The organism is Marinobacter persicus (assembly GCF_002934325.1).
In the GTDB taxonomy this organism is placed as follows: Bacteria; Pseudomonadota; Gammaproteobacteria; order Pseudomonadales; family Oleiphilaceae; genus Marinobacter; species Marinobacter persicus_A.
This window is the reverse complement of the sequence record NZ_PTIV01000005.1, coordinates 127,065-151,368: the sequence shown is the minus strand read 5'-3', so window position 1 is coordinate 151,368 and position 24,304 is coordinate 127,065. Positions and strand designations below refer to the sequence as shown.

At 59.2% G+C, this 24,304-nt stretch carries 21 protein-coding genes and 1 CRISPR repeat array (1 of these 22 running past the window's edge); of the genes, 11 read left to right on the top strand and 10 right to left on the bottom strand.

The window, feature by feature from the left end:
• Window positions 1-48: 48 nt before the first annotated feature.
• Window positions 49-2,259 (top strand): DUF1631 domain-containing protein, encoded by a 2,211-nt coding sequence (locus tag BY454_RS04795; protein WP_104415657.1) that lies wholly within the window; start codon window positions 49-51, stop codon window positions 2,257-2,259.
• A gap of 65 nt (window positions 2,260-2,324) precedes the next feature.
• On the opposite strand, the gene grxD is transcribed toward BY454_RS04795, so the two are convergent.
• Window positions 2,325-2,651 carry a Grx4 family monothiol glutaredoxin gene (gene grxD / locus BY454_RS04790; RefSeq protein ID WP_104415656.1) on the bottom strand — a complete coding sequence of 109 codons (327 nt, stop codon included), beginning with the start codon at window positions 2,649-2,651 and terminating at the stop codon, window positions 2,325-2,327.
• Window positions 2,652-2,855: 204 nt separating this feature from the next.
• Between grxD and argF the strand changes: the two genes are divergently transcribed.
• Together argF and BY454_RS04780 are read left to right on the top strand one after the other, a co-directional pair.
• Complete coding sequence (gene argF / locus BY454_RS04785) at window positions 2,856-3,770, top strand: ornithine carbamoyltransferase (protein WP_104415655.1); 915 nt, start codon at window positions 2,856-2,858, stop codon at window positions 3,768-3,770.
• A gap of 3 nt (window positions 3,771-3,773) precedes the next feature.
• Complete coding sequence (locus BY454_RS04780; RefSeq protein WP_104415654.1) at window positions 3,774-4,844, top strand: ABC transporter ATP-binding protein; 1,071 nt, start codon at window positions 3,774-3,776, stop codon at window positions 4,842-4,844.
• Between the two features lie 6 nt (window positions 4,845-4,850).
• Here the strand turns inward: BY454_RS04780 and BY454_RS04775 are convergent, their stop codons facing one another.
• Both BY454_RS04775 and BY454_RS04770 read right to left on the bottom strand, forming a co-directional pair.
• The gene (locus BY454_RS04775; RefSeq protein WP_104415653.1) at window positions 4,851-6,404 is read right to left on the bottom strand and encodes an ATP-binding protein; all 1,554 of its coding nucleotides are present in this window, start codon (window positions 6,402-6,404) and stop codon (window positions 4,851-4,853) included.
• A 24-nt stretch (window positions 6,405-6,428) separates the two neighbouring features.
• Window positions 6,429-7,157, bottom strand: coding sequence for a response regulator (locus BY454_RS04770; RefSeq protein ID WP_104415671.1), 729 nt, complete (start codon window positions 7,155-7,157; stop codon window positions 6,429-6,431).
• Between the two features lie 238 nt (window positions 7,158-7,395).
• Here BY454_RS04770 and BY454_RS04765 point away from each other — a divergent pair, with 238 nt between their 5' ends.
• Together BY454_RS04765 and BY454_RS04760 are read left to right on the top strand one after the other, a co-directional pair.
• The gene (locus BY454_RS04765) at window positions 7,396-8,157 is read left to right on the top strand and encodes a GNAT family N-acetyltransferase (RefSeq protein ID WP_104415652.1); all 762 of its coding nucleotides are present in this window, start codon (window positions 7,396-7,398) and stop codon (window positions 8,155-8,157) included.
• A 14-nt stretch (window positions 8,158-8,171) separates the two neighbouring features.
• Complete coding sequence (locus BY454_RS04760; protein WP_146082686.1) at window positions 8,172-8,978, top strand: lysophospholipid acyltransferase family protein; 807 nt, start codon at window positions 8,172-8,174, stop codon at window positions 8,976-8,978.
• On the opposite strand, the gene BY454_RS04755 is transcribed toward BY454_RS04760, so the two are convergent.
• Window positions 8,953-9,429: an FKBP-type peptidyl-prolyl cis-trans isomerase gene (locus BY454_RS04755; protein ID WP_104415650.1), complete on the bottom strand. Its 477-nt coding sequence runs from the start codon at window positions 9,427-9,429 to the stop codon at window positions 8,953-8,955. The two genes, BY454_RS04760 and BY454_RS04755, sit on opposite strands and share 26 nt — an antisense overlap.
• A 74-nt stretch (window positions 9,430-9,503) precedes the next feature.
• Window positions 9,504-10,541, bottom strand: a complete 1,038-nt coding sequence (locus BY454_RS04750; protein ID WP_104415649.1) for an NADP(H)-dependent aldo-keto reductase — start codon at window positions 10,539-10,541, stop codon at window positions 9,504-9,506.
• A gap of 152 nt (window positions 10,542-10,693) precedes the next feature.
• Here BY454_RS04750 and BY454_RS04745 point away from each other — a divergent pair, with 152 nt between their 5' ends.
• Both BY454_RS04745 and BY454_RS04740 read left to right on the top strand, forming a co-directional pair.
• Entirely contained in the window at window positions 10,694-11,899 is a 1,206-nt protein-coding gene (locus BY454_RS04745) for a glycosyltransferase family 4 protein (protein ID WP_104415648.1), read from the top strand.
• On the top strand, window positions 11,865-12,422 hold the full coding sequence (locus BY454_RS04740) for a phosphatase PAP2 family protein (protein WP_104415647.1): 558 nt from the start codon (window positions 11,865-11,867) through the stop codon (window positions 12,420-12,422). The genes BY454_RS04745 and BY454_RS04740 overlap by 35 nt, the downstream gene beginning before the upstream one ends.
• An 11-nt stretch (window positions 12,423-12,433) precedes the next feature.
• Here the strand turns inward: BY454_RS04740 and dinB are convergent, their stop codons facing one another.
• Entirely contained in the window at window positions 12,434-13,498 is a 1,065-nt protein-coding gene (gene dinB / locus BY454_RS04735) for a DNA polymerase IV (RefSeq protein ID WP_104415646.1), read from the bottom strand.
• Between the two features lie 353 nt (window positions 13,499-13,851).
• Between dinB and minC the strand changes: the two genes are divergently transcribed.
• The 4 genes from minC (at window position 13,852) to BY454_RS04715 (ending at window position 17,198) form a co-directional block, all read left to right on the top strand.
• Window positions 13,852-14,598 (top strand): septum site-determining protein MinC, encoded by a 747-nt coding sequence (gene minC / locus BY454_RS04730; protein ID WP_104415645.1) that lies wholly within the window; start codon window positions 13,852-13,854, stop codon window positions 14,596-14,598.
• Window positions 14,599-14,659: 61 nt separating this feature from the next.
• Window positions 14,660-15,472 carry a septum site-determining protein MinD gene (minD, locus tag BY454_RS04725; protein WP_104415644.1) on the top strand — a complete coding sequence of 271 codons (813 nt, stop codon included), beginning with the start codon at window positions 14,660-14,662 and terminating at the stop codon, window positions 15,470-15,472.
• Between the two features lie 2 nt (window positions 15,473-15,474).
• Entirely contained in the window at window positions 15,475-15,726 is a 252-nt protein-coding gene (gene minE, locus BY454_RS04720) for a cell division topological specificity factor MinE (RefSeq protein WP_104415643.1), read from the top strand.
• Window positions 15,727-15,812: 86 nt separating this feature from the next.
• Window positions 15,813-17,198: a PhoH family protein gene (locus BY454_RS04715; protein ID WP_258075562.1), complete on the top strand. Its 1,386-nt coding sequence runs from the start codon at window positions 15,813-15,815 to the stop codon at window positions 17,196-17,198.
• Between the two features lie 19 nt (window positions 17,199-17,217).
• Here BY454_RS04715 and BY454_RS04710 read toward each other — a convergent pair whose 3' ends face one another.
• From BY454_RS04710 to BY454_RS04695, 4 genes are all read right to left on the bottom strand, one after another.
• The gene (locus BY454_RS04710) at window positions 17,218-18,570 is read right to left on the bottom strand and encodes a sigma-54-dependent transcriptional regulator (protein ID WP_104415641.1); all 1,353 of its coding nucleotides are present in this window, start codon (window positions 18,568-18,570) and stop codon (window positions 17,218-17,220) included.
• Window positions 18,570-20,381: a sensor histidine kinase gene (locus BY454_RS04705; protein WP_104415640.1), complete on the bottom strand. Its 1,812-nt coding sequence runs from the start codon at window positions 20,379-20,381 to the stop codon at window positions 18,570-18,572. Before BY454_RS04705 ends, BY454_RS04710 begins: the two co-directional genes overlap by 1 nt.
• Before the next feature lie 76 nt (window positions 20,382-20,457).
• Entirely contained in the window at window positions 20,458-22,641 is a 2,184-nt protein-coding gene (locus tag BY454_RS04700) for a TRAP transporter permease (protein ID WP_104415639.1), read from the bottom strand.
• 97 nt (window positions 22,642-22,738) lie between these two features.
• Window positions 22,739-23,716: a TAXI family TRAP transporter solute-binding subunit gene (locus BY454_RS04695; protein ID WP_104415638.1), complete on the bottom strand. Its 978-nt coding sequence runs from the start codon at window positions 23,714-23,716 to the stop codon at window positions 22,739-22,741.
• Between the two features lie 437 nt (window positions 23,717-24,153).
• A CRISPR array of direct repeats spans window positions 24,154-24,304; the repeat unit is 32 nt; unit sequence GTTTCAATCCACGCGCCCGCGAGGGGCGCGAC (it continues 2,744 nt past the right edge of the window).

Below are 24,304 nucleotides of genomic sequence, written 5' to 3'. Positions count from 1 at the left end.
CACCAGGCTCGTTCATGTATCCGGTAAAGGCATAAACAGGAGTCGGTCATGAGCAAATCATCCGGCATACATTATCTAAGCGACCACAAGGCCGCGACCGACGCTCGCCCGGTACCACCGGAAGTTGGCCGCGTCCGGGACACGGTCACCGCTGGCCTGGGCGACTTGCTGCAGGGTGCGCTTGATGCCGTGGACGACTCCCTGTTCGAACTGGCCAACAATGCCCGCAGCAACAATGAGCAAAACCGTTATTTTGAGGCCATGCGGGAAATTCGCATCAAGCGCAAAGGCGTGGAGCGGCAATTCCGAAAGGCGATCACCGACCTGTTCTCCCACCCTCCCCGGGTGCAGCAGTCAGCCGAACGCAACACCCAGCAAACGCCCTCCGCCGACACGCTGTCACTGGTTGGCCATGACGACCTGGAAGAGCAGGTTGCCCTGAACGCCATGGTGACCAAGGCCAATGCCCATTTCCAGGGTTCACTGATCCCCCTGCAGGCCCGGTTTTCCCAAGTGTATGCCGGCATCCCCGATGAAGAGCCGGTCAATCCGATGGCTCCGGAGTATTTGTGCGAAGCCTTTGCACAGGCCTCGGAAGCGCTGGACATCCATATCCGGGAACGGCTCATTGTCCTCAAACAATTTGACCGGTACGTGGTTTCCAACCTGGGGATGTTGCTGGACGAGGCCAATCGCATTCTGGTCCAGGCCGGGGTTATTCCCAATTTCCGCTACCACGGCAAGAGCTCGCCCAAGCGAGAAGCGCCCGACGCACAGGCAAACACCCAGCGCCCGTCGATAGACGAGCCCTCCACCAGCCGCAAAGCCGGCAGTTCAGGCCGGGAAAATACTGCCCTGTTTGACCAGATCCGGCGCCTGATGGCCCAGCAACGAACAACATCGGGCAACGTCTCACGCGAGGCTGACCCGTCGGTTCACGTGGTTGATGGCAAGGAACTCATGGAGTTGCTCAGGGCTCTTCCGATGCAGCAAACCATGCCCGAGTCCGGCGATCTCAGCGATGGCGAACCGGTGATCCTGGATCTGCAACAGCTGGTGTACAGCACACTGGCCCGACAGACCCAGCAAAGCGGACAGGAGCCGGCCCTGAAAGAGGTGGATGAGGATCTCATCAACCTGGTGTCCATGCTCTTCGAGTTCATCCTGGACGATGACAACCTGTCCGCCCCCGTCCAGGTTCTGATCAGCCGGCTGCAGATTCCCATCCTGAAGGTGGTGATCAAGGACAAGACGTTTTTCAGCAAGGCCAGCCACCCCGCCCGCAAGCTGCTTAACTCCCTGGCCCGTGCCGGTATTGGCTGGAACAACAGCGATGAAAAGGCCAAGGATCGCCTTTACAACCAGATCCACACGGTTGTACAGCGCATATTGGAGGACTTCGACGGAGACATCGCGCTTTTTGAAGACCTCAACCGGGAGTTCGAACGATTTTTGGAACGGGAAAACCGCAAAGCCTCCCTGGTGGAACAACGTACACGGGAGTCCGAGCGCGGGCGCATCAAATCCCGCAAGGCCCAGGAAGAGGTTGACCACCTGCTGAAGGAAAAAACCCGGAATTACGAACTACCGGAGAGCATTCACGACATACTGATCAACGGCTGGAGCCGGGTCATGTTCCTGGCCTACCTGCGTGATGACTCAGAGCACCGCTGGCAAGAGAGCGTGAAAGTGGTCGATGACCTGCTGTGGTGCCTCAATCCTCACCAGGATGACAAGGAGCGGGACGAGTGGGTCCGGGTGGTTCCCGGGCTGCTAAAAACCCTGAGGGCCGGCCTCAGGGAGGTCTCCTACAAGTCCAATCGGCTGGACGAAGTGATGGCCGCCCTGAAAACTCAGTTAACCGACGCTTTCCGCAACCACACGGCCATCAGCACACCCAAACCAGACACGGCCGACTCTCAGACCAAAGAGATCGATTCAGATGATGAGCCATCATCAGTGCATGACGACGCAGCGCTGGGGGAATACATTGAACAGATCGACAAGCTGAAAATCGGAGACTGGGTGGAATTCCGCCTGGTCAACGGCGCCAGCTTCCGCTGCAAACTCTCAGCGGTGATTGAGGAAGCTAATTCGTTTGTATTCGTTAACCGGATGGGCCTGAAGGTTATCGAGAAGAGCCGGCTTGATCTTGCCAGTGAACTGAGGAAAGGACGCCTGTCGCTGCTGGACCAGGGCGCACTGATTGACCGGGCCCTGAACGCGGTAGTGGGCAACCTGCGCACTAAAACCGCCTGAAAACTCCCGGGGGATAATCGGTCAGGTTACCCGGAACACAGCTCCGGGCAACCTGCGGGACACAATCAGGCTTCTGCCTGACCTGCCGCTTCCTTGACCACTTTTTCCAGTTCGCCGCTTTCGGACATCTCCATGATGATGTCACAACCGCCAACCAGCTCACCGTTGATGTACAGCTGCGGGTAGGTCGGCCAGCTTGAGTACACCTTCAGAGCCTCACGCAGTTCCTGGTTGTCCAGAATATTCACGAACGCAAAACGCTCGCCACAGGCCATCAGTGCCTGCACAGTCTTGGCGGAAAAGCCGCACTGGGGAGCCTGGGGAGTACCCTTCATGTAAAGAATGATGGGGTTCTCTTCGAGTTGGCTCTTGATGCTTTCATTGATGTCCATGAACATACACCTCTGACAAAATTACGGGGCCGCTTACCGGCTCTGAGGCCACATTGTACACGCCTGCGCAAGCCTCAACCAATGCATTACGGATACCCCGTACCAACCACCGGCCGTGACATTGTCTTCACCAGTTCGAAGGGCTAGACTTGGAACCCTTTTTCTACACCAAACCGATCCCGAGTTTCCGGCAAGGGGCCTTTCATGGCAGCAAGACATTTTCTGACACTTAACGACCTGACCACCAACGAACTGGAAGCGCTGCTCGACCACGCAAGCAAGCTCCGCCAGGAGTGGCATGCCGGTAAAGTGCGAGATTCCCTGAAAAACAGGGTACTGGCAATGGTTTTCGAGAAGTCATCCACCCGCACCCGGGTCTCTTTCGAAGCAGGTATGACGCAACTGGGCGGCTCTGCCATGTTCCTGTCGCCACGGGACACCCAACTGGGCCGTGGCGAGCCCATCGAAGACTCCGCCATCGTGATTTCCAGTATGGTGGACGCCGTCATGATCCGGACCTTTGGCCACGAAACCGTGGAGCGTTTTGCTTCCGCTTCCAGCAAACCGGTCATCAATGCCCTGACCGACGAATTCCACCCGTGTCAGCTGCTGGCCGACATGCAGACCTACCGTGAGTATCGGGGCAGCATCAAGGGCGCAACGGTGACCTGGGTCGGCGATGGCAACAACATGTGCAACTCCTACATCAACGCCGCCGCCCAGTTCGATTTCCACCTGAACGTCGCCTGCCCGGAAGGTTATGAGCCGGATGCGAAGCTGCTGGAACAATACGGGGAGCGGGTAAGCATCATGCGCTCCCCCGAAGAAGCCGCCAAGGGCTCCAACCTGCTGGTCACCGACGTCTGGGCCTCCATGGGCCAGGAAGACGAGCAGAAAGCCCGGGAGCGGGCTTTCCAGGACTACCAGATCAACCCGGAACTGATGGCCGTCGCCGACAAGGACGCTTTGTTTATGCACTGCCTGCCCGCCCACCGTGGTGAAGAAATCTCCACCGACATGATGGAGCACCCGGGCTCGGTTGTCTGGCACGAAGCGGAAAACCGTCTGCACGCCCAGAAAGCCCTGCTTGAGTTCCTTATTCTGAACCGCCTGGACTAAGTCATGGATTACACTGCGGCAGCGAGCGACTGGCTCCTTGAAGTACACAACCTGTCTTGCGGCTACGGCGGCGATTCAGTGGTGCGGGATATCAACTTCGCGCTGAGCCAGGGAGACATTGGCTGTCTGCTGGGTCCTAGTGGCTGCGGCAAAAGCACGATTTTACGGGCACTGGCCGGCTTTCTGCCCATCAACCAGGGCGAGATCCGCCTGCAGTCACAGGCCATCAGCCTTCCGGGTCGGTCGCTGGCGCCGGAGAAACGCAAGATTGGCATGGTGTTCCAGGATTACGCCCTGTTTCCCCACATGACCATTGCCGATAACGTGGGTTTTGGCCTGAAGAATCTGGGCAAAGCCGAGAAACGGCAAAAAGTGGCGGAACTGCTGGATCTGGTCCACCTGCAGGACCTGGCCGACAACTATCCGCATCAGCTGTCTGGCGGTCAGCAACAACGGGTGGCCCTTGCCCGGGCCCTGGCACCGGAGCCCACCCTAATCCTGCTGGATGAGCCTTTCTCGAACCTCGATACCGACCTGCGCCGCCGGCTCAGCCTGGATGTCCGGGAGATCCTCAAAACCCTGGGCATCAGCGCCATTCTGGTGACCCACGACCAGCAGGAAGCCTTCGCCATGTGCGATCAGGTCGCCGTGCTGAAAAATGGTTCCATCCAGCAGTGGGATGTGCCCTACAACCTGTATCACGAACCGGCCAACCGCTTCGTGGCCAGTTTCGTGGGTCAGGGCGGGTTCATTCCCGGACAGGTCCTGGGACCCGACACCATCGAATCCGAGCTGGGGATCATTCACGGCAACCGGGCCTACAACTGGGAGCCGGGGACACTGGTCGATATCCTGATCCGTCCAGACGACATCGTTTACGATGAAACCTCGGAGCTCAAACCCAAGGTGGTCGAGAAGACCTTCGCGGGCACCTCAACGCTGTACCGCTTCCGCTGCTCGGAGGACACGGATTTCGAGGCCCTGTTCCGCAGCCACCTCGACTTCCATCTGGGGGAACAGGTACCGGTGCGGGTAGAGGCCGATCATCTCATTGCCTTTGAGCGGACCGCCTGACCCAACTCACTGGACCCGCGGCCAAACCAGGCTGAAACGGGCACCGCCCAGTTCATCGCTACGCCCGACAAATGCCTGGCCGCCGTGCCAGTAGAGAATACGCCGTACGATGGAAAGCCCCAGGCCGTAGCCGCCGGAGGTTCGGGTTCGGCTGTCGTCCAGCCGGGCAAAGGCACTGAAAACCTTCTCCCAGTGATCTTCCGGAATGCCTGCGCCGTCGTCTTCCACATCAACCCGGCAGTTATTTTCGTCCAGCTGGCAGGTCACCAGCACCTTACCCCTGGCGTGGCGAGCCGCATTACCCACCAGATTCTGGATCGCCCGATGGATATAACGCGGTTCAATGTCCGCCATGGCGTAATGCTGGGATGATTCGTCTATCTGACACCGGATGTCGATGCTGTCATGGATCATGGCCTGCTCATCCACCACCTGCTGCACAATCTCCGGCACCGAAGACTGACGCAGTGTGAATGCCGGCCCTCCCTGCTCCAGACGGGCATAGGTAAGGATTTCATCAATCAGCTCATCCAGCTCCTGGATATCGCCATCAATCCCCTGCAGCTGCTTATGCAGCGTCTCGGGGCTGTTGGCCGACTCGATCATCTGCACCCCAAAGCGAATGCGGGCCACCGGCGTACGCAATTCATGGGAAACGGCATGGATCATTTCCCGCTGCACTTCCACCAGCCGCTGGATCTGCTCGGCCATACTGTTGAAAGAAGCGGCCAGTCGGGAGACCACCGTTCCCTCTCCCGCCTCGACCCGGGCGCCCATTTCACCCCGGGCCATGCGCACGGCCACGGATTCCACCTTACGCATCTGCCCGTCCATAAACCGGAGCCCCAGGAACAGCGCCAACGCCAGCACACCGCCGAGGAAAAGTACAAACAGGGCGATGACCGTCCAACTCCAGGGATTAAACCGTGATGCCATATCCAGAGCCCACAGATCTCCCGTGGATAGCTGGAACAAAACCCTCAGGTTCCCATCCGCTCCGTTAAACGACACCAACCCATGGCGACTCAGCCCATCGAGGACGGATTGGTCCGGCAATTGCGAAGCATCCTGAACCGGCGCGATGTTGACGCCCAGGGATTCGCCCAACTGCAGCCCCATGGCAACGCGTTGCTTTCCGTTCGCGGTTTCCAGGTGCCAGCGGGCGATGAGTGCCGTGGCGCGGGCAAGTTCCGAGTATGGGTCTTCAAGGGCGAGGCGATTAACCTGGCCATCATGGGCCAGAACGTAAAACCGGTACCCGGCGTCCACTTTCTCGGCCACCACCTGGCCGTACATCAGGCGTTCAGCATTGACCGCAGAGAGTTCGAAGCTGCCGGGATTGCCCACCTCCAAATCAAACAGGGGCGACATCCAATGATATTGGGACGCGGCATCCGGCACCGTGGCCAGCCACTGCATCAGTGGCTCGGCGGTGGTTTCTAGCCAGATCTGTTTCCGGATGGGGTTCATCAGTGAAAACAGCAGCACACAGACAACGATCACTGCCACTGCAACGGCGGCAAGGCGGGCATAGAGCTTGAGGAAAAGCGTCACAGACATGGGCTTCCAGCCTCAGGGAAGCAGTCAAGGCTCCTTGACGAACAGGTATCCCTTGCTGCGGACCGTTTTGATACGGCGTGGATGGATGGGATCATCGCCGATTTTCGGACGAATCCGGGACACCCGGACATCAATCGACCGATCCTGACCGTCGTACTGAATACCACGCAAAGCGGTAAAGATTTCTTCGCGGCTGAGTACCCGGCCGGCGTTGTTGGCCAGCAGCCAGAGCAAATCGAATTCGGCACTGGTCAGGTCAATGCTTTCATCCCCAAGCCAGGCCTCACGCATGGTCCGGTCCACGACCAGGTCATTGAACTGCAACCGGACCGGCTCATCGCTTTCCTGCCCCGCCGGCATGGACCGGGACGGGCTTTCAATACGACGAAGCAGGGCACGGACCCGCGCCAGCAAGACGCGCGGCTGAACCGGCTTGCCAACGTAATCATCGGCACCCATTTCCAGGCCCAGGACCTGATCCAGATCGTCGGTACGGGCGGTAAGCATAATAATGGGGCCGGAATAGAATGGGCGTACGCGGCGACAGATTGAAAGGCCATCCTCGCCAGGCAGCATGAGATCCAGCACAACCAGGTCCGGCTGTTCGTTACAGATGCGGTCCACGGCGGCCGCGCCATTGCTCTCCAGTGACACCACCAAGCCGTTGCTTTCCAGGTATTCCCGGGTCAGCTCCGCCAGACGCTCGTCGTCCTCGACAATCAGAATCCGCCAACTCTCGTTTGTCTGTTCCATGCCGTCCATATTGAATTCTTGTAATCCGGTTGCGGGTTTTACCCAAAGGTACACATAACTTTTAGTTACAGCAATTATACATGCTATTCAGAAATATACATGTAACCACCATCGGGTTACAGCCTGTCACCGATCAATGTCGCACTGCCTTGTCACAGACAAGTCACGAGTAGGTCACCCGCCTGTCACACCGACTTCATAGCCTCAAATGCAAACAGGTGAACACAGAGGCTATGTCATGACCGCACAATCCGTACAACGGCAATCACGGCCGGGACGCAATCTCAAAACCGGGCTTGCCCAGAGCCCGGCAGAGCTTGAAGCAGCACAACGTCTGCGTTACCGGGTCTTCTCTGAAGAGTATGGCAGTGATCTGGGGGCCGAAACGCCAGGCATCGACGCTGACCGTTTTGACCTGGCCTGTGACCATCTGCTGGTGACCGATGTCGATACCGGCGAATTGGTGGCCACCTCCCGCATCCTTCACCAGAGCGCCGCCGAAACCATTGATGGTTTCTATTCGGCCGAGGAGTTCGATTTGGGCGCCCTGACCCGACTGCCGGGCACCATGGCCGAGCTTGGCCGCACTTGCGTACACCCGGACTACCGTAACGGCGGCACCATCAGCCTGCTGTGGACCGAACTTGCCTCCTGGCTGCTGGATCGCAAGGTGGACTACCTGATTGGCTGTGCCAGCATATCGATGGCTGACGGCGGCTCCCGGGCCTGGCGCATTGCCCAGTCCCTCCAGCGCGACCACCTGACCGGCCCGGATTGCCGGGTTATACCCCGGCGCGCCCTGCCCCACCTGGCCTTCCCTGATCACCAACGTCGGGAAGAAATCCCACCTCTGATCCGCGCTTACATGCGCCTGGGGGCAAAGGTCTGCGGTGAACCCTGCTGGGACCCCGAATTCCGTTGTGCCGACATGCTGGTGCTGCTGGATGTCAGCCTCATGGCCGGCCGCTACAGCCGCCACTTTCTAAAAGAGAAGCAGTGAGCGGGAGGCGACCCTTGGTCTGGATCAGACTCCCATGGCGACTCGCGGCGTTCATGCTGGTACTGCTGACCACCAGCCTGGCCGCAGTAGCAATTGGCATCATCAGCGGTGTCCGGCAGCAACCGGTGGATCGGCCCCGATGGGCCAGCCGGTGTTTTCGACTGATGTGTCACTGCCTGGGCTGGCAGATTCGGGTTCATGGACAGCCGCCAAGCGGTGGGCGAGTGCTAATGGTGGCCAATCACATCAGTTGGGTGGATATTCCGGCACTGGGCAGCGTGATGCCAACCCGCTTTCTATCGAAAGCCGAGGTTGGCCGCTGGCCCCTCATAGGCTGGCTCGCCAGACAGGGGGGGACCCTGTTCATCAACCGGGGGAGTGGTCGTTCCGGCGGCATCCGGCGCGAAATAGCGGGCGTGCTGCAGCGGGCGGAACCGGTCATGATCTTTCCCGAAGGCACCACCAGTTCCGGCCGGAGTGTCTTGCCCATCCATGGCCGACTGCTGGGCGCCGCCAGCGATGCCAACGCCTTGATCCAGCCAGTCTCTATCGGCTATCGACGCCAGGGTCGCCCGGATGATCTAGCTCCGTTCGTTGGTGACGACGACTTCCTGGGGCACCTGATACGACTGCTCAAACAACCACCAACTCATGTCGAAGTGCTTTTCCATGCTCCGGTGGCAGCGGGCAGCGCCGAGTCCACCAAGGCGTTGGCGTCAAAGCTGCACCAGACCCTCGATTCAGGGTTGGCCGCTATTCACTCGGGGCAACTCGACACGTCACCCCAAAGCGGAATCAGAACAATGGCCGGCCCTGGGTGATTTCGTCTTCAGTGGCGTCCCGGCGACCCACAATTTCCAGATCAAAATACAGGGTAAAACCAGCCAGTGGGTGGTTGGCATCCACACGAATCAGGTTGCCGTCGATGCCCACTACCTGCACCACCTGGGTTTCATCGCCGGAGTTGGTCTGGAATTTCATACCCACTTCCAGCTTTTCCACGCCCTCGAACAGCGATTTGGGCACCTTGCGCACCAGCTCTTCACGGTATTCGCCGTAGGCCATCTCCGGTGGAATGGTCACCTCGAGGCAATCACCCACGTTGCGATCTTTTACCGCCCTCTGGATGCCCTCGATGATTTCCGGGGTGCCGTACAGGAAGTGCAGCGGCTCGCTGCCTTCGGAGGTATCCACCAGCTCGCCAATCTTGTTCTTGAGAACGTAGTGAACGGTATAAACTTGCGGCGTTGATTGCTCAGTATCAGCTTGCATCAGCGATTCCGGGTCCTGTCATTCGTTGCGGTCATTGAAAGCCGGCCATTCTACCATGGCCGGTCTGGTCAGCATCAGGGGCAGGGGTAGGTAAACTCCGCATGAATCGCTTCAATGGCCTCCACCAGGTCCTGGCTCAATGTCACCCCAACGGAACCCATGTTCTCCCGCAGCTGTTCCATGGTGGTGGCACCGATGATATTGCTGGTCACAAACTCCCGGCTGTTCACCCAGGCCAGCGCCAGCTGTGCCGGGCTCAAGCCGTGCTGGTGCGCCAGGTCCACATAGGCGCTGGTGGCGTCCTGGGCGTGCTCGCTGGTATAGCGGCTGAAGCGCTCGTACAGGGTCAGCCGTGCCTTTTCCGGCCATTTGCCACCCAGGTACTTGCCGGTAAGCATGCCGAACGCCAGCGGAGAATAGGCCAACAGGCCAGTGGCCTCGCGGTGGGCAAATTCGGCCAACCCCATTTCGAAGGACCGATTCAACAGGTTGTAGGGGTTCTGGATAGACACCACACGCGGCCAGTTGTTCTCCCGGGCCAGGCGCAGGTACTCCATGGTGCCCCACGGTGTCTCGTTGGACAGGCCGATATGGCGAATCTTGCCTTCCTGAACCAACTCGTGAAGGGCACCGAGGGTTTCCTCAATCGGGGTGAATTGCTCATTGGCGGTGCGTTGGTAACCCAGTTTGCCAAAGAAATTGGTACTGCGATCCGGCCAATGCACCTGGTACAGGTCCAGGTAATCGGTCTGCAGCCTCTTGAGGCTGTCTTCACAGGCCTGGCGAATATGCTCGCGGGTCAGGCGCGGACCGCCGCGCAGATAACTCAGGCCATTGCCCGGCCCGGCCACTTTAGAAGCAATGACCAGCTTGTCGCGCTGGCCCCGACTGGCCAGCCAGTTGCCGAGGTAAGTCTCGGTCAGCCCCTGGGTATCGGCCTTGGGCGGCACCGGGTACATCTCCGCCGCATCAATAAAGTTCACGCCATGGGCGGTGGCATAATCCAGCTGCTCAAACGCTTCCTGCTCACTGTTCTGCTCGCCCCAAGTCATGGTGCCCAGGCCAATCAGGCTCACATCAATATCAGTATTCCCCAGTTTGCGTGTCTGCATGGAATCTCCTTGTGGCAATCAATTGTGGCGATAAATTTCAGAAAAACGGTGTAACAGGAACGTCATGAAGCTGTCGCATAGCTGTCACGGCGGGGCTCTAGAGTCAAAACATGACCAGAAACCCTGCAGGAAGCATCGTGACCACACCCCTTATGAGCCATCTTCAGCGCCATCACATTAGCATTGTTTCCGAGACCTTTCCGCCGGAAATCAATGGTGTTGCCAATACGCTCAAGCACCTGTGCCAGGGGTTAAAGCAACGCGGACGCCAGATAACCGTGGTACGACCGGCACAACCCGGAGAACCCAAGGGCCCTCGCCCCTACCAGGCAAACAGTCTGTGTTCCGGTGAACTGGTTGTGACCGGCGTTCCCATACCCGGTTACAGTGAATTGCAATTCGGCCTGGCCCGGTCCGCTCAGTTGGTCGCTTTCTGGGAACAGTGCCGGCCGGAATCCATCTATGTCGCGACCCAGGGCCCGCTGGGACTCGCAGCGGTGAAGGCGGCCAAACGACTGGGCATTCCCGTTTGCTCGGGCTTTCACACCAACTTTCACAGCTACTCGGGCTACTATGGCCTGGGCGCCCTGGAATGGCTGCTGCGCGGCTATGGCCGCTGGTTCCACAACCGCACACACCAGACCCTGGTACCCACCCGGAAGATGCAGGCCACGGTTGAGCGCATGGGCATCCACAACGCCCGGCTCTGGAGCCGGGGCGTGGATTGCCAGACTTTCACCCCGCACAAACGATGCTCCCTCTTGCGCCAAAGCTGGGGGCTGTCGGACTCCGATCGGGCCGTGGTCTATGTAGGCCGACTCGCCGCCGAGAAGAACGTGAAACTGGCGGTGTCCTGTTTCGAGCGCATTCGTTGCCTGCACCCCACGGCGCGCTTCATCCTGGTGGGCGACGGCCCACTGCGACAGCAGCTGGAAGCCCGCCACCCGGACTACATTTTCTGTGGCAGCCAGCGGGGCGACGACCTGGCCCGACACTACGCCTCGGCCGACCTGTTCCTGTTTCCCAGCAAAACCGACACCTTCGGCAACGTCGTGCTCGAAGCCATGGCCAGCGGGCTGGGCGTGGTTGCCTTTGACGATGCCGCAGCCGCCGAACACATCCGCCAGAACGAAAACGGAATGAAGGCTCCCCTGAGCGACGATGAAGCCTTCATCACCCACGCCCTCAGGCTGATGGACCAGCCTTCCCAGCTCAACCAGATACGCACCCGGGCTCGCCTGGACGCCCTGGACCTGACCTGGACCAACCAGATCGAGATCTTCGAACAACTGGTACTAAACCAATCGGAACGAGGCCCGTACAATGCCACCGATAAGCAAAGCATCCCGATTCTTTAGCCTGGCCGACCAGCGGGAAGTCGCCCTCTGCCAGGCCATTAACCGCAGCGTGCAGTTTCGCCCCATACGCGGTTATTTCAGGCTTGCCAGCCGATTGGGCGACGGCTGGTTCTGGTACGCGGTGATCTTACTGCTACCGATACTGGAGCCGGACCGGGGTTTACCCTTCGCCCTGCTCATGACCTTCACCGGCCTGACCTGCACCCTGACCTACAAAGCCCTGAAACACCAACTGATTCGCGAACGCCCCTTCATCTCCTTCCCCGCCATCGACTGCGCCACGCCCCCACTGGACCGCTACAGCTTTCCCTCCGGTCACACCCTGCACGCCGTCTGCTTTCAAACCATGTTGTTTGCCATCACGCCCGCCCTCGCCTGGGCCATTCTGCCATTCACATTGTCAGTGGCTGCCTCCCGGGTGGTTTTGGGCCTGCACTACCCCACCGATGTCATGGCCGGAGCCCTGATTGGCGGCAGCATGGGCTGGGCTTCTCTGGAGATCTTCAGTCACTGGCTGGCCTGAGCGAACCTCCTTCACTCAAACAGGCGCAACTGGGTGACCGGGGCCTCGTCATTCCGAAAACGCACCCCCAGCCCCAGCAACCGGACAGGACGGTCTTCCTTTGTGATGAGTTCATCCAGCAACGGCTGGAAATCGGCCACCACCGGCTCAATCACGCTCTCACGCACCCGCTCCAGGGTATGGGTGGAAAAATCACTGTAACGAACTTTCACGAACAGCTTGTGAATGGGCTTTTTCTGCGTCTTGCGGGACAAGCGCCGGTTCAGGTCGTCCAGCAGATCCGGCAATACCCCCTGACAGGCGGTCTTGTCCGGCAGATCCCGGGAAAACGTGCGCTCCACACTCACCGACTTGGCAATGCGGGTGACCACCACCGGGCGCTCATCCCGGCCGTGGGCCATTTCATAAAGCCGGTAGCCCTGCTTGCCGAATTTGTCGATCAGCACCTCCGCTCCCAGCGCCTGCATGTCACCGCAGGTCTGCACGCCGAGGTCATGAAGCTTGCCAGCGGTGACCCGCCCCACCCCGAACAGTTTTTCCACCGCCAGCGTTTGCACGAAGGCGGGCACTTCTTCAGGGGTAATCACAAACAGGCCGTCCGGCTTTTGCCAGTCACTGGCGATTTTGGCGAGGAATTTGTTGGGCGCCACGCCGGCGGAAATGGTGATGCCCACCTCCCGCTGCACCCGTTCCCGCAGGTAACGGGCCATCAGTGTGGCGCTGCCCTTGTGGTCGGTAACATCGGAGACATCCAGGAAAGCTTCATCCAGCGACAGCGGCTCCACCAAGTCGGTCATCTCACGCAATATGGCCATCACCTGCTGCGACGCCACCCGGTATCGGGAAAAGTCGGCGGGCACGGTCACCAGCCCCGGGCACAGGCGCCGGGCCTCGCTACCGGGCATGGCCGAACGCACCCCAAAGGCCCGGGCGCGGTAGTTACAGGTAGTCACCACGCCCCGGCCTTCGGCACCACCCACCGCCAGCGGCACGTCCCGGAGGCTCGGGTCGTCCCGCATTTCGACCGCAGCGTAGAAGCAGTCGCAGTCCACGTGGATGATTTTTCGCTGGTGCATACGGGGATTACTCGTAGGTTAGTAAGCGGGCAGGCCTTTCCAAAACCGTGCGGAGCCATGGGTGAAGAGCGAGCAGCTCTTCACGGGCTGGCCAGGGACGGCCTGCCCCGGACCTTCAGCGCGACGCAGGAGCATTGAGCGCTGAAGGGCGGAGCTCGAGCGCTACAGGGATGTATTTACAGCGTGTTTTGGAAAGGCCTGCCCGCTTACTAACCGGTTCCGACTAGTGTACATTTATACAGCCTTGTATCTTAAGCCAACATGCCGAAAATGTCAGGAGTTCCAACGCCCGACCCGCCGATTAAAGGCTCACGGGCCTTCAACAGATTCCTGATCCAGGGAAAGAGCACCACATGAGCGACACCGCCACCACTGGCGTCAGCCAGAGCTTCCAGCTGAAAAGCGCAAGCGTCTCACTGACCGCCCTTGAGCTTTATTATTTCGACGACACCGAATTCGAAGCCAACCTGCGTGAGAAAATCAGTCAGGCGCCGGGCTTTTTCAAGGATATCCCCCTGGTGATCAGTCTGGATAAGTACGAAGGGCCCGACCGGGAGCTGGATTTCTTCAAGATCATTGGCACCTGTCGCCGTTACAACATCCATGTGATTGGCGTACGCGCCGCCACCGATGACCAGCGCCGGCTGGCCCGTAGCGCCGAGTTACCGGTATTGCCCGGTGGCAGCCTGCGCGAAACCAAATCGGAAGCTCCGGCCCAACAGCCGGAGGCCGCCCCGGAGCCATCGCCAACCCTGGCGCAACCGGCACCGGCAAAAGTCATCACCCAGCCGGTGCGTTCCGGGCAGCAAATCACCGCGCCCGAGGGCGATTTGGTGATCCTGGCGCCGGTGCAGGCCGGTGCGGAAGTGCTGGCCGCAGGCGACATCCACATTTACGGCCCGCTGCGTGGCCGGGCCCTGGCCGGTATCCACGGCACCGAGGGCGCCCGGATTTTTTGCCAATCCCTGGAAGCAGAGCTTGTGTCCATCGCCGGACACTATAAAATCTCCGAGGATCTTCAGGACAACGGCTGGAAAGGCGCCGTGCACATCCAGCTCAAGGACGACCTGCTGGTGGTAAAGCCACTGGACAAGGCCTGATGTTGTACCGCCCACAACATGTGAAGATACACAAAATCCACCGCGAAACAGGAATTTAACCTTGGCTAGAATCATTGTCGTAACTTCGGGAAAAGGCGGCGTGGGCAAGACCACCACCAGCGCCTCGATCAGCACCGGCCTGGCCAAGCACGGCCAGAAAACCGTCGTGATCGACTTCGACGTGGGCCTTCGCAACCTGGACCTGATCATGAACTGCGAACGCCGTGTGGTGTATGACTTCGTTAACGTGATCCAGGGCGAGGCCACTCTCAACCAGGCGCTGATCAAAGACAAGCGGGTGGACGGCCTGTACATCCTGCCGGCCTCGCAAACCCGGGAAAAAGAAGCCCTCACCAAAGAAGGCGTTGAGAAGGTCATCAACGAGCTGTCCGGAACCTTCGACTACATCGTCTGCGACTCTCCCGCCGGCATCGAACATGGCGCCCTGATGGCCCTGTACCACGCCGATGAAGCCATCGTGGTGACCAACCCGGAAGTGTCCTCGGTGCGCGATTCCGATCGTATCCTGGGCATCCTGCAAAGCAAGTCCAAGCGCGCGGAAAATGGCCTGGAGCCGGCCAAGGAACACCTGCTGCTGACCCGTTACAATCCCGAGCGTGTGGACAAGGGTGAAATGCTCTCAGTACAGGACGTGGAGGAAATCCTGGCGATTCCGCTGCTGGGAGTGATTCCGGAAAGCCAGGTGGTACTGAACGCCTCCAACCAGGGCCTGCCCGTGATCCTGGAGGAAGACAGCGACGCCGGTCAGGCCTACGAGGATGCAGTAGCCCGCCTGCTGGGTGAAGAGCGCGAGCATCGTTTCCTCACCGCCCAGAGAAAAGGCTTCTTCAGCCGCATGTTCAAAGGGGCCTAGGCATGAGTTTTCTGAACTATTTCAAAGGCAAGAAGCCCAAATCCGCCAGTGTGGCCAAGGAACGCCTGCAGATCATCGTGGCCCACGAACGGGGCCAGCGGGCACAGCCGGACTACCTGCCCCAGCTACAACAGGAACTGGTGGAAGTGATCCGCAAATACGTGCAGATTAGCGACGACATGGTTCAGGTGGACGTCGACCGCAACGACCACTGCTCCGTGCTTGAGCTGAATGTCACACTCCCGGAAAAATAACCCCCTATGCTGATGTCAAGGATGACGATCAGCCAGGGAATGGCTAAGCTTTTATTCAACAGACAGGGAAAGAGGTAGCGCCGCCAATGCCAAGAGCACCGCAAGCTCGCCGTAAGATGTATGTCCTCGACACCAACGTCCTGATCCACGATCCCAACGCCCTCCTGAATTTCGAAGAACACGAAGTCATCATTCCGATGACGGTCCTGGAAGAGCTCGACAACCTGAAATCCGGCAAGCAGGCCGTGGCTGCCGACTGTCGCCAGGCCATTCGCACCATTGACCGCCTGCTGGGCGATGCCACGCCGGGGGAAATCGAGAAAGGCGTGCCGATCCTGCGGGGCAAGAAGGCCGAACCGCTGGGCAAGCTCTCGATCATCATGAACACCGATCACAGCGTGCACCATGCCCTGCCCGAGCACCTGAACGACAACAAGATCATCAACACCCTGGCCTCACTGCAGAACAAGCACAAGTCGCGGGACATCATCCTGGTGAGCAAGGACATCAACATGCGCCTGAAGGCCCGTGGTTTTGGCGTGGAAGCCCAGGATTACACCAACGACCAGCTGCTGGACGACATTGATCTGCTGCCCAAGGGCTACAAGGAATTTCCCGGCTCGTTCTGGGACGGCATCGAGAAAGTGGAAACCGTCCAGCGCGAAGGCATCACCGAGCACCTGCTCAAGCGCGAAGGTGAGCTGGCCAAGATGAACGTGAACGAGTTTGTCCTGGATGAGCAGGGCTTCATCGGCCAAGTGGCCGATGTGTCACCGGACCAACTGGTGATCAAGGATCTGCACCAGCACGACCTGCTGAACGCGGAAGTCTGGGGCCTGATGCCGCGGGATATCTACCAGGCCATGGCCCTGCACCTGCTGATGGACCCAGACATTCACCTGATCAACCTCACCGGCTCCGCCGGCTCCGGCAAGACCATCCTGGCGCTCGCCGCCTGCATTGAAATGACCGTGGCCAGCAAGGCTTACAAGCGCATCATCGCCACTCGCTCCACCCAGGGGCTGGACGAAGACATCGGCTTCCTGCCGGGTACCGAGGCGGAAAAGATGGAGCCCTGGCTGGGCGCCATTGTCGACAACCTTGAGGCCCTGCACGAGGACGACGAGAACATGACCGCCAGCGTGGATTACATCCTCAGCAAGGTACCGCTGCACTTCAAGTCCATGAACTACCTGCGCGGGCGCAGCTTCCAGCACACGTTGCTGATCATCGACGAATGCCAGAACCTGACCCCGCACCAGGTCAAAACCATCATCACCCGGGCCGGCACCGGCTCAAAAGTCATCTGCCTGGGCAACCTGGCACAGATCGACACCCCCTACCTCGGCCCGCTGAGTTCAGGGCTGACCTACATGACCGAACGCTTCAAGGGCTTCCAGCACGGTGGGCACATTCATCTGCAGGGCGTTCCCCGGTCTATCCTGGCGGAGTACGCGGAGGCCAATCTCTAACGGGAAATCGTGGACAGGCTCAGTCCTTGAACTGAGCCTTATCCAGCCCGTGCTTTTTCATCTTGTCATACAGGGTCTTGCGGGCAATACCCAACTGCACCATGGTGTCCTTGATACTGCCCTGGCAAGCATTGAGGGCGCTGATGATGGCCGAGCGCTCAAAGCTGTCCATCATCTCCGATAGCGTCTGTCGGCTGGTGATGCTGGCGCCATCGGCAGACTCACCTTCCCTCAGGGCAGCTGGCCCCAGCAGCACGTAGCGTTCGGCCAGGTTGCGCAGCTCCCGCACGTTGCCCGGCCAGGGCCGCTCCATCAGACGACTGGCCTGCCCCGCATCCAGCGGCACGCTTTCCCTGTCATAACGGGCGGCAGCCACCAGCACGAAGTGGTGAAACAACAGCGGGATATCCTCCTTGCGCTCACGCAGGGGCGGTATGTTCACTTTTACCACGTTCAAGCGGTAGTACAGGTCGGCCCGGAACTCGCCTTCATCGCTGAGCTTTTTCAGGTCCGCCTTGGTGGCGGCAATGATGCGCACGTCCACTTCCTGCACCTGGTTGCTGCCCAGCCGCTCCACTTTCTGTTCTTCGAGCACCCGCAGCAGCTTGATCTGCAGCGACAGCGGCATGCTCTCAACTTCGTCCAGGAACAGAGTGCCCTTATGGGCATGCTCGATCTTGCCAATCCGGCGCTTCTCGGCACCGGTGAAGGCCCCTGGTTCATGGCCGAAAAGCTCACTCTCAATCAGGTTTTCAGGCACCGCACCGCAGTTAATCGCGACAAAGTTATGGGCACTGCGGGGGCTGCTCTCGTGGATATAACGGGCCAACGCATCCTTACCGGAGCCGGTCTCACCGTGCAGCAGGATATTGGCGGATATGTCCAGCACCGACTGCACGGTTGCCATCATCTGCTGCATGGGACGGGATTCGCCAAAAATACGCGGGCCCGGCCGGGCCATTTGCCGCAACTGCGCTTTCAGGCGCCGGTTCTCCAGCGCCAGGTGGCGTTTTTCCAGGGCGTGGCGCAGAAGTTCAATCAACTCGTCATGATCAAACGGCTTTTCGATAAAGTCGTACGCGCCTTTCTGCATGGCCGATACGGCGGTGCTGATGTCGCCCTGGCCGGTCAGGAGGATCACCGGGATGCTGTCATCCACAGCCCGCACCTTCTCCAGCATCTCCAGCCCATCCATTTCCGGCATGTTGTAATCGCACAGGATCACCCCGGAGTATTCGGGCGTAATGGTCCTGAGCGCCGAAGGCGCGTCTTCAAAACAGGCGACCGGCAGATCCTCCAACGTCAGACTCTGGGCCAGCGCCTGGAGAATATGGGGATCATCATCCACAAAAATGACGGACGCTTGTGTCATTACTCTGTCTCCCGCTTGGGCAAGGTAAGTACGAATTCCGCTCCCGATCCGTCGGAACGGTTATGGCCGGTGAGACTGCCACCCAGGGCATCGACGATCTGCCGGGAGATGGACAATCCCAGGCCCAACCCCTGCTTCACCGATTTGGTGGTGAAGAAGGGCTCGAACAGCTGTTCGGTGTTGGCGGGCAACCCTGGCCCATTATCGCGTACCGAACAGCGCCAGAAACCATCCAGGGGCTCAATATCAATCGTAATCGCGGGCTCTGCCTGGCCTTCAACCGCCTGAACCGCGTTGGCCAACAGGTTGATCAACACCTGTTCGATGCGGATCAGGTCTCCGTGGCACCACACCGGGGCCTTCGGGCGACGCCATTCAATATCAACACCCTCACTGCTCTTCTGGGCAGAAATGATCTTAAGGGCCGCATCCACCGACTGGCGCAAATCCACCAGTGTGGGCGGGCCCTCGGATTTGCGGGCAAATACCTTGAACTGGCGGGTCAGCTCCGCCAGCTTGTCGCACAGCATCACGATTTCCGCCAGGTTGGCATCCACCATCTCGGTGGCGCCTTTCTCAAGGAAACGGCGGCTGTTGCGGGCGTAGGTCTGGATGGCCGTGAGCGGCTGATTCATTTCATGGTTCAGCCCGGCAGACATCTGGCCCAGCACGGCCAGCTTGGCGGCCTGGACCAGCTCCTGCTGGGTTTCACGCAATTCACTCTGCGCTCGCTCCCGCTCGCGGATTTCTTCAAGCAGCTGCTGGTTGGAGTGTTCAAGGTCACGGGTACGCGCAGCCACGCTCTGCTCCAACTGTTCTCCCCGAAGCGCCAGCTCGGCCTCCCGCCGCGAACGTTCGCGAACATATAGCCACGCCAGCAACACACCGAAAAACAAAGCGGTGCCGGCCAGCATAAAGCCCACACGGGATACCAGAACCGGATCCGTGGACACCATCACCCGGAGGGTCCAGTCCAGCCTCGGCAATGGTGTTTCCGTGCTCAAGTACGCCTCCGATCCTTTCGGAGTCATCAGGCGAATGAGTTCCGACTGCTCCGAAAGCCCCCAGGGGCGCGCCTGCTGTTCAATCCTCATGGGACGCAGTTCCCTGTCGGGGTATCGCTGGCGGGTTTCCAGGGGTAAGGCACCGTTATGCCCACCGGAAAAGTCACGGTAAAGCCAGCCTTCACGGCTGGAAAGGAAACTGACACCCGCCCTGTCCAGCACCACCATTTCGGCATCCCTCTTGGCCGCCGGCCGATGCCACTGGGATTCAAGCTCGTGCACCAACACTTTAACCGCTACAACCCCGACCAGGTCACCACTGGCCGCCCGGACGGGGTGGGAAAAGTACAGGCCGCGAACACCCGATGTAGTTCCCAGAGCGAAATAGACCGCCGAATCACCGGTTGCCATGGCTTCGTAAAAGTAGGGGCGAAAATCAAAGCGGCGGCCGACAAAGTTGTCGCGGTCCTGATAATTGTTGGCGGCAATAGTCAGCCCCCGGGCATTCATCAGATAGACATCCGAGCTGCCAACAATCGTGGCCATCCGCTGCATTTCCCGGTTGGCGGCGAGAATCAGTTGGTGATCGTCCGGATTCAGAAGGGCCTGCTCCATAACGGGATGCTCGGCCATCAATTCGGGAATGGGAAGGTATCGGTTCAGCTCGTTGGCCACCAGCTGCCGATACCGGAAGGATTCTTCCAGGCTTTCCTGCTCCACCTGACGGTAGCCTACATAACCGCCCAGAACCCAGGACACCGCCAGGGTTGCAACAAACAGTACAAAGGCACCAAATCTCAAAGGCATGGCAGGATTTCCGGAAAAAGCGCCAGACTAGCGCTCCCGACAGACCGACACAAGCCGACCTGCCGGGGCGTGCTGGTCAGGCCTCCGCCGGAGCCAGCCTGGCCCGACGCTGACGCTGGATCAGGTAGGCCACCACAGCAGCGCCAATACCGGCGCCATCGGTGATCAACCCGCCTTCGATCATCAACAGGGCGGCCAAAATCAGCAGCAGCCGAACCGGCCAGGCAGCCGGGACCCTGAACATCCAGCCCATCACACCGCCAGACAACAGGTAAACCCCGAAGGTAGCGGTCACCAGCGCACGGGCAATCTCGAACCAGTTGCCTTCCATCAACAGGGCACCGTTGTAGAAGAACATGAAGGGCACGATGAACGCCGCGATACCGATCCGGAACGAGGCCACCGACGTGGACATGGCGTTGGCGCCGGAAATACCCGCCGCCGCGTAGGAGGCCAGGGCCACCGGCGGAGTGATTGCAGAGACCACTGCGAAGTAGAACACGAAGAAGTGCGCGGTCAGCGGTTCAATACCCAGCTGAACCAGACCCGGCGCCACTACAGAGGCGGCCACCGCATAGGCTGCGGTTGTCGGCATGCCCATACCCAGCAGGATGGAGATGAACATCGCGAACACCAGCGCCAACAAGTGGCTGGCCTGGGCCACATCCAGCAGCAGAACTGAGAAACGCGCGCCCACACCAGTGAGTGAAATCACACCCACAATGATACCGGCTGCGGCACATACCACGATGATCTGGATGGACATCATGGCGGCAATATCCAGAGCGTGCAGAATCTGGCGAATGCCCATCTTGTTGGGAGACAGCCAGCTCACCACTGCGGCCGATACGGTGGCCAGTGTACCAGCACGAATCACCGAGTAGCCCTGGAACAGCGCCACAATCAGGATAATGATGGGAATGAACAGGTACACCTGTTTCAGCAGGCGCTTGAGCTTGGGCAGTTCGTCCTCGCGCATGCCGCGCATGCCGGTCTTGGCAGCTTCCAGATCCACCATGAAGTACACGGAAGCGAAGTACAGAATGGCCGGAATGATGGCGGCAATGGCAATCTCGGTATAGGGAATACCGGTGATTTCCGCCATGATGAACGCACCGGCGCCCATGATCGGTGGCATGATCTGACCCCCAGTGGAAGCGGCCGCTTCCACCGCACCAGCGGAGGTTTTCTTGTAGCCCACCTTCTTCATCAGCGGGATAGTCAGGGAGCCGGTGGACACCACGTTACCAGCGCTGGTCCCGTTGATCATACCCATCAGGCCGGAGGCGAAAATCGATACCTTCGCCGGGCCACCCCGGGAACGACCGGCAGCAGCAAACGCAAAGTTTACGAAATAGTCACCCACCTTCGAAGCCTGCAGGAAAGCGGCGAAGATGATGAACAGAATGATGTAGGTGGACGACACAGCGGTGGTCGGCCCAAGAATACCGGCGTCGGTGTAGACCTGGCTGAAGAAGCGCTGCACGGAAAGCCCGGGATAGCCGAGGAAGCCAGGAAGATACGGGCCGGCGAATACGTAAGCCAGGAAAACCAGGCCAATAACCACCAGCGCCATACCAGCAACGCGTCGGGTCATCTCAAGAATCAGGGCCGTACCGGCAACGGCCGCAAAAGAAATGCCCACAGGCGCAAATGAGGTGCCGGTAGACATACGTATCGGCGTGTTGAAAACCACCAGCAGATAGCTAGCCACAGCCGCCGAACACACAATCAACACAAGATCAGGCACGCTGAAGCGGGCACGATCACGCTGATGGAACCAGGAGACCACAATACCCAGCGTGGTTGCTGCCAACAACGGCCAACCGTAGTGCCAGGTTTCCAGCTCGGGCGCAATACGCATGGCGCCGCCATTTATGATCTGCAGGAACACAAAGCTCTGGTACAACGCATACAGTGCTGGCAGCATCGCCACACCGGCGACCCAGGTGGTCCAGCGGTGGCGAACCCAACCTTCTTCGGCCGTCGCAAAACGGGCACCGGCGTAAAGGGTAAAGCCAAGAATCAGGGCGCCGGCTACGTGCAAAATCCGGAAAGACCAGGTTTCCAGTGGCGCAATGTTCAGCGTATACAAGTGGAACGTCGAATAACCAATGGTTAGAAGCGTGACAAACTTCAGCAACCACCCATCAAACAAGCGACGATTGGCCTCAACCGGCTCTTCGTCGACATCGTGGGCAAGAATGTGGTCTTCATCCTCGGTTATCCGGGGCTCATGGACTTCGCGTTCAATAGACATGTTGCAACCTGCCAGATAAAAAAGCTGCGCCGGCCTGCACCGGCAAAATACAGAGACCGCCCCGCAGGCGGTCTCCTTTTATGCAATCACACAATGATCAGTTGTGGATCTTGTCTTCGGGAATTTCATAACCATTTTCATTGAACCAGCGCGCTGCGCCCGGATGCCAGGGCAGAACGTTGTTCTTGTCATAGTTTTCCGGAACGGAAGTGGTGGCGGCCTTGTGGATGGAGACCATCTTGTCGTTGTTCTCCATGGTGGCCTTCACCATTTCATAGACCATGCTGTCTGGCACATCGCAGTTGGCGATGGCGAAGTTCCACATGGAAACCACCTGTGACGGTTTTTCCAGAGACTGGTAAGTGCTGGCCGGAATAGTGAACTGCGAGACCGGGAATTTTTCGGTAATTGTCTCGATCTGGGCATCGGTCATCCCAATGATGTTCACGTCAGTCTGGACTTCCAACTGGCTAACCGCAGGGATGGGGATACCGGCAGCGAAAGCAATAACATCGATCAGACCATCCTGCAGCTGAGTCCCCAGGTCGGACCAGCTACCGTTACGGCGCTCAAAGTCCACACCCAGAGTTTCCATCATGCGCGGAAAATAGGTATCAGAGGTGGAACCTGCCGGGCCAAAGCCGATGGTGGCACCATCCGGGATGTCAGAGATGCTATCGATGCCAGAGCTGCTCAGGGTGGTGATGGAGAACGGCGTCTGGTACATGGGGAACATGGCACACACGTTGTCCATCTTCATGCCCGGCGCCAGCGGACTGTTGCCCTCCATCGATTCACGAGCGGGGCCCATGGTGGTCAGACCAAACTTCAGGTCACCGGTGTGTACCAGCGCCATGTTCTGCATCGGCCCACCGGTGATTTCCGCACCGCCAGAGATGCCCAGAACCTCGGACATGTAGTTGGCCCAGCCGGAGCCATAAGCGAAGTAAGTGCCGCCCTGGCTGGCGGTGCCCACGGTAAAGTTGTCCGGCCAGTCAGATTTGTCCTGGGCCATCGCCGGGCTGGCGATCACAGTAGTGGCAACGGCCGCTGCCAAAATGGTCTTGAGTGTCATAGAAGTGTGCTCCCATGTGATTTTGGTTGTCGGGTGCTCAACGAAACCGTCCTGAGACGGCTTGCACAGACAAAAGCAAGGAGCGGGCCAGCTTCGGTAAGTACTTACGTAACAGGCACTTACTTCTATGCGGATGGAGGCGTGAGGGCTGATTTGGGTGGAAACTCACCCATCTTTGATGGCAAATGGGTAGGGATAGAGATATCTGAAAGCCAGAGGACTCAGCATCCCTTCAGCCTGCTTACGCGAACATCAACCAACATCCATATTCCACCCTAGTAATCGGGACTTGCCATCAAGCTTTCAGCTTGCCTGGAGCGGGCACCACCATGTCTTCATGTGCGCAGTACAGTTCAACGGCCTGCTGAACATTTCCTGCCAGCCCATCCCAGCTATCAGCAGCCGTGAAAGCCCGAGGAGTGCTGGCCTTTCTCATAGTTTCAATCCACGCGCCCGCGAGGGGCGCGACCCCACATTCTGGAGCAGGGCTACCTGGGTATTGGTCGTTTCAATCCACGCGCCCGCGAGGGGCGCGACCGCTGCGCGCCGCCGGCTACGCAGACGCCTACATCGTTTCAATCCACGCGC

Bases quoted from the DNA above. Each gene is read 5' to 3' on its own strand.
- BY454_RS04795 (WP_104415657.1), top strand. From the start codon at position 49: ATGAGCAAATCATCCGGCATACATTATCTAAGCGACCACAAGGCCGCG.
- grxD (WP_104415656.1), bottom strand. From the start codon at position 2,651: ATGGACATCAATGAAAGCATCAAGAGCCAACTCGAAGAGAACCCCATC.
- argF (WP_104415655.1), top strand. From the start codon at position 2,856: ATGGCAGCAAGACATTTTCTGACACTTAACGACCTGACCACCAACGAA.
- BY454_RS04780 (WP_104415654.1), top strand. From the start codon at position 3,774: ATGGATTACACTGCGGCAGCGAGCGACTGGCTCCTTGAAGTACACAAC.
- BY454_RS04775 (WP_104415653.1), bottom strand. From the start codon at position 6,404: ATGTCTGTGACGCTTTTCCTCAAGCTCTATGCCCGCCTTGCCGCCGTT.
- BY454_RS04770 (WP_104415671.1), bottom strand. From the start codon at position 7,157: ATGGAACAGACAAACGAGAGTTGGCGGATTCTGATTGTCGAGGACGAC.
- BY454_RS04765 (WP_104415652.1), top strand. From the start codon at position 7,396: ATGACCGCACAATCCGTACAACGGCAATCACGGCCGGGACGCAATCTC.
- BY454_RS04755 (WP_104415650.1), bottom strand. From the start codon at position 9,429: ATGCAAGCTGATACTGAGCAATCAACGCCGCAAGTTTATACCGTTCAC.
- BY454_RS04750 (WP_104415649.1), bottom strand. From the start codon at position 10,541: ATGCAGACACGCAAACTGGGGAATACTGATATTGATGTGAGCCTGATT.
- BY454_RS04745 (WP_104415648.1), top strand. From the start codon at position 10,694: ATGAGCCATCTTCAGCGCCATCACATTAGCATTGTTTCCGAGACCTTT.
- BY454_RS04740 (WP_104415647.1), top strand. From the start codon at position 11,865: ATGCCACCGATAAGCAAAGCATCCCGATTCTTTAGCCTGGCCGACCAG.
- dinB (WP_104415646.1), bottom strand. From the start codon at position 13,498: ATGCACCAGCGAAAAATCATCCACGTGGACTGCGACTGCTTCTACGCT.
- minC (WP_104415645.1), top strand. From the start codon at position 13,852: ATGAGCGACACCGCCACCACTGGCGTCAGCCAGAGCTTCCAGCTGAAA.
- minE (WP_104415643.1), top strand. From the start codon at position 15,475: ATGAGTTTTCTGAACTATTTCAAAGGCAAGAAGCCCAAATCCGCCAGT.
- BY454_RS04715 (WP_258075562.1), top strand. From the start codon at position 15,813: ATGCCAAGAGCACCGCAAGCTCGCCGTAAGATGTATGTCCTCGACACC.
- BY454_RS04710 (WP_104415641.1), bottom strand. From the start codon at position 18,570: ATGACACAAGCGTCCGTCATTTTTGTGGATGATGATCCCCATATTCTC.
- BY454_RS04705 (WP_104415640.1), bottom strand. From the start codon at position 20,381: ATGCCTTTGAGATTTGGTGCCTTTGTACTGTTTGTTGCAACCCTGGCG.
- BY454_RS04700 (WP_104415639.1), bottom strand. From the start codon at position 22,641: ATGTCTATTGAACGCGAAGTCCATGAGCCCCGGATAACCGAGGATGAA.
- BY454_RS04695 (WP_104415638.1), bottom strand. From the start codon at position 23,716: ATGACACTCAAGACCATTTTGGCAGCGGCCGTTGCCACTACTGTGATC.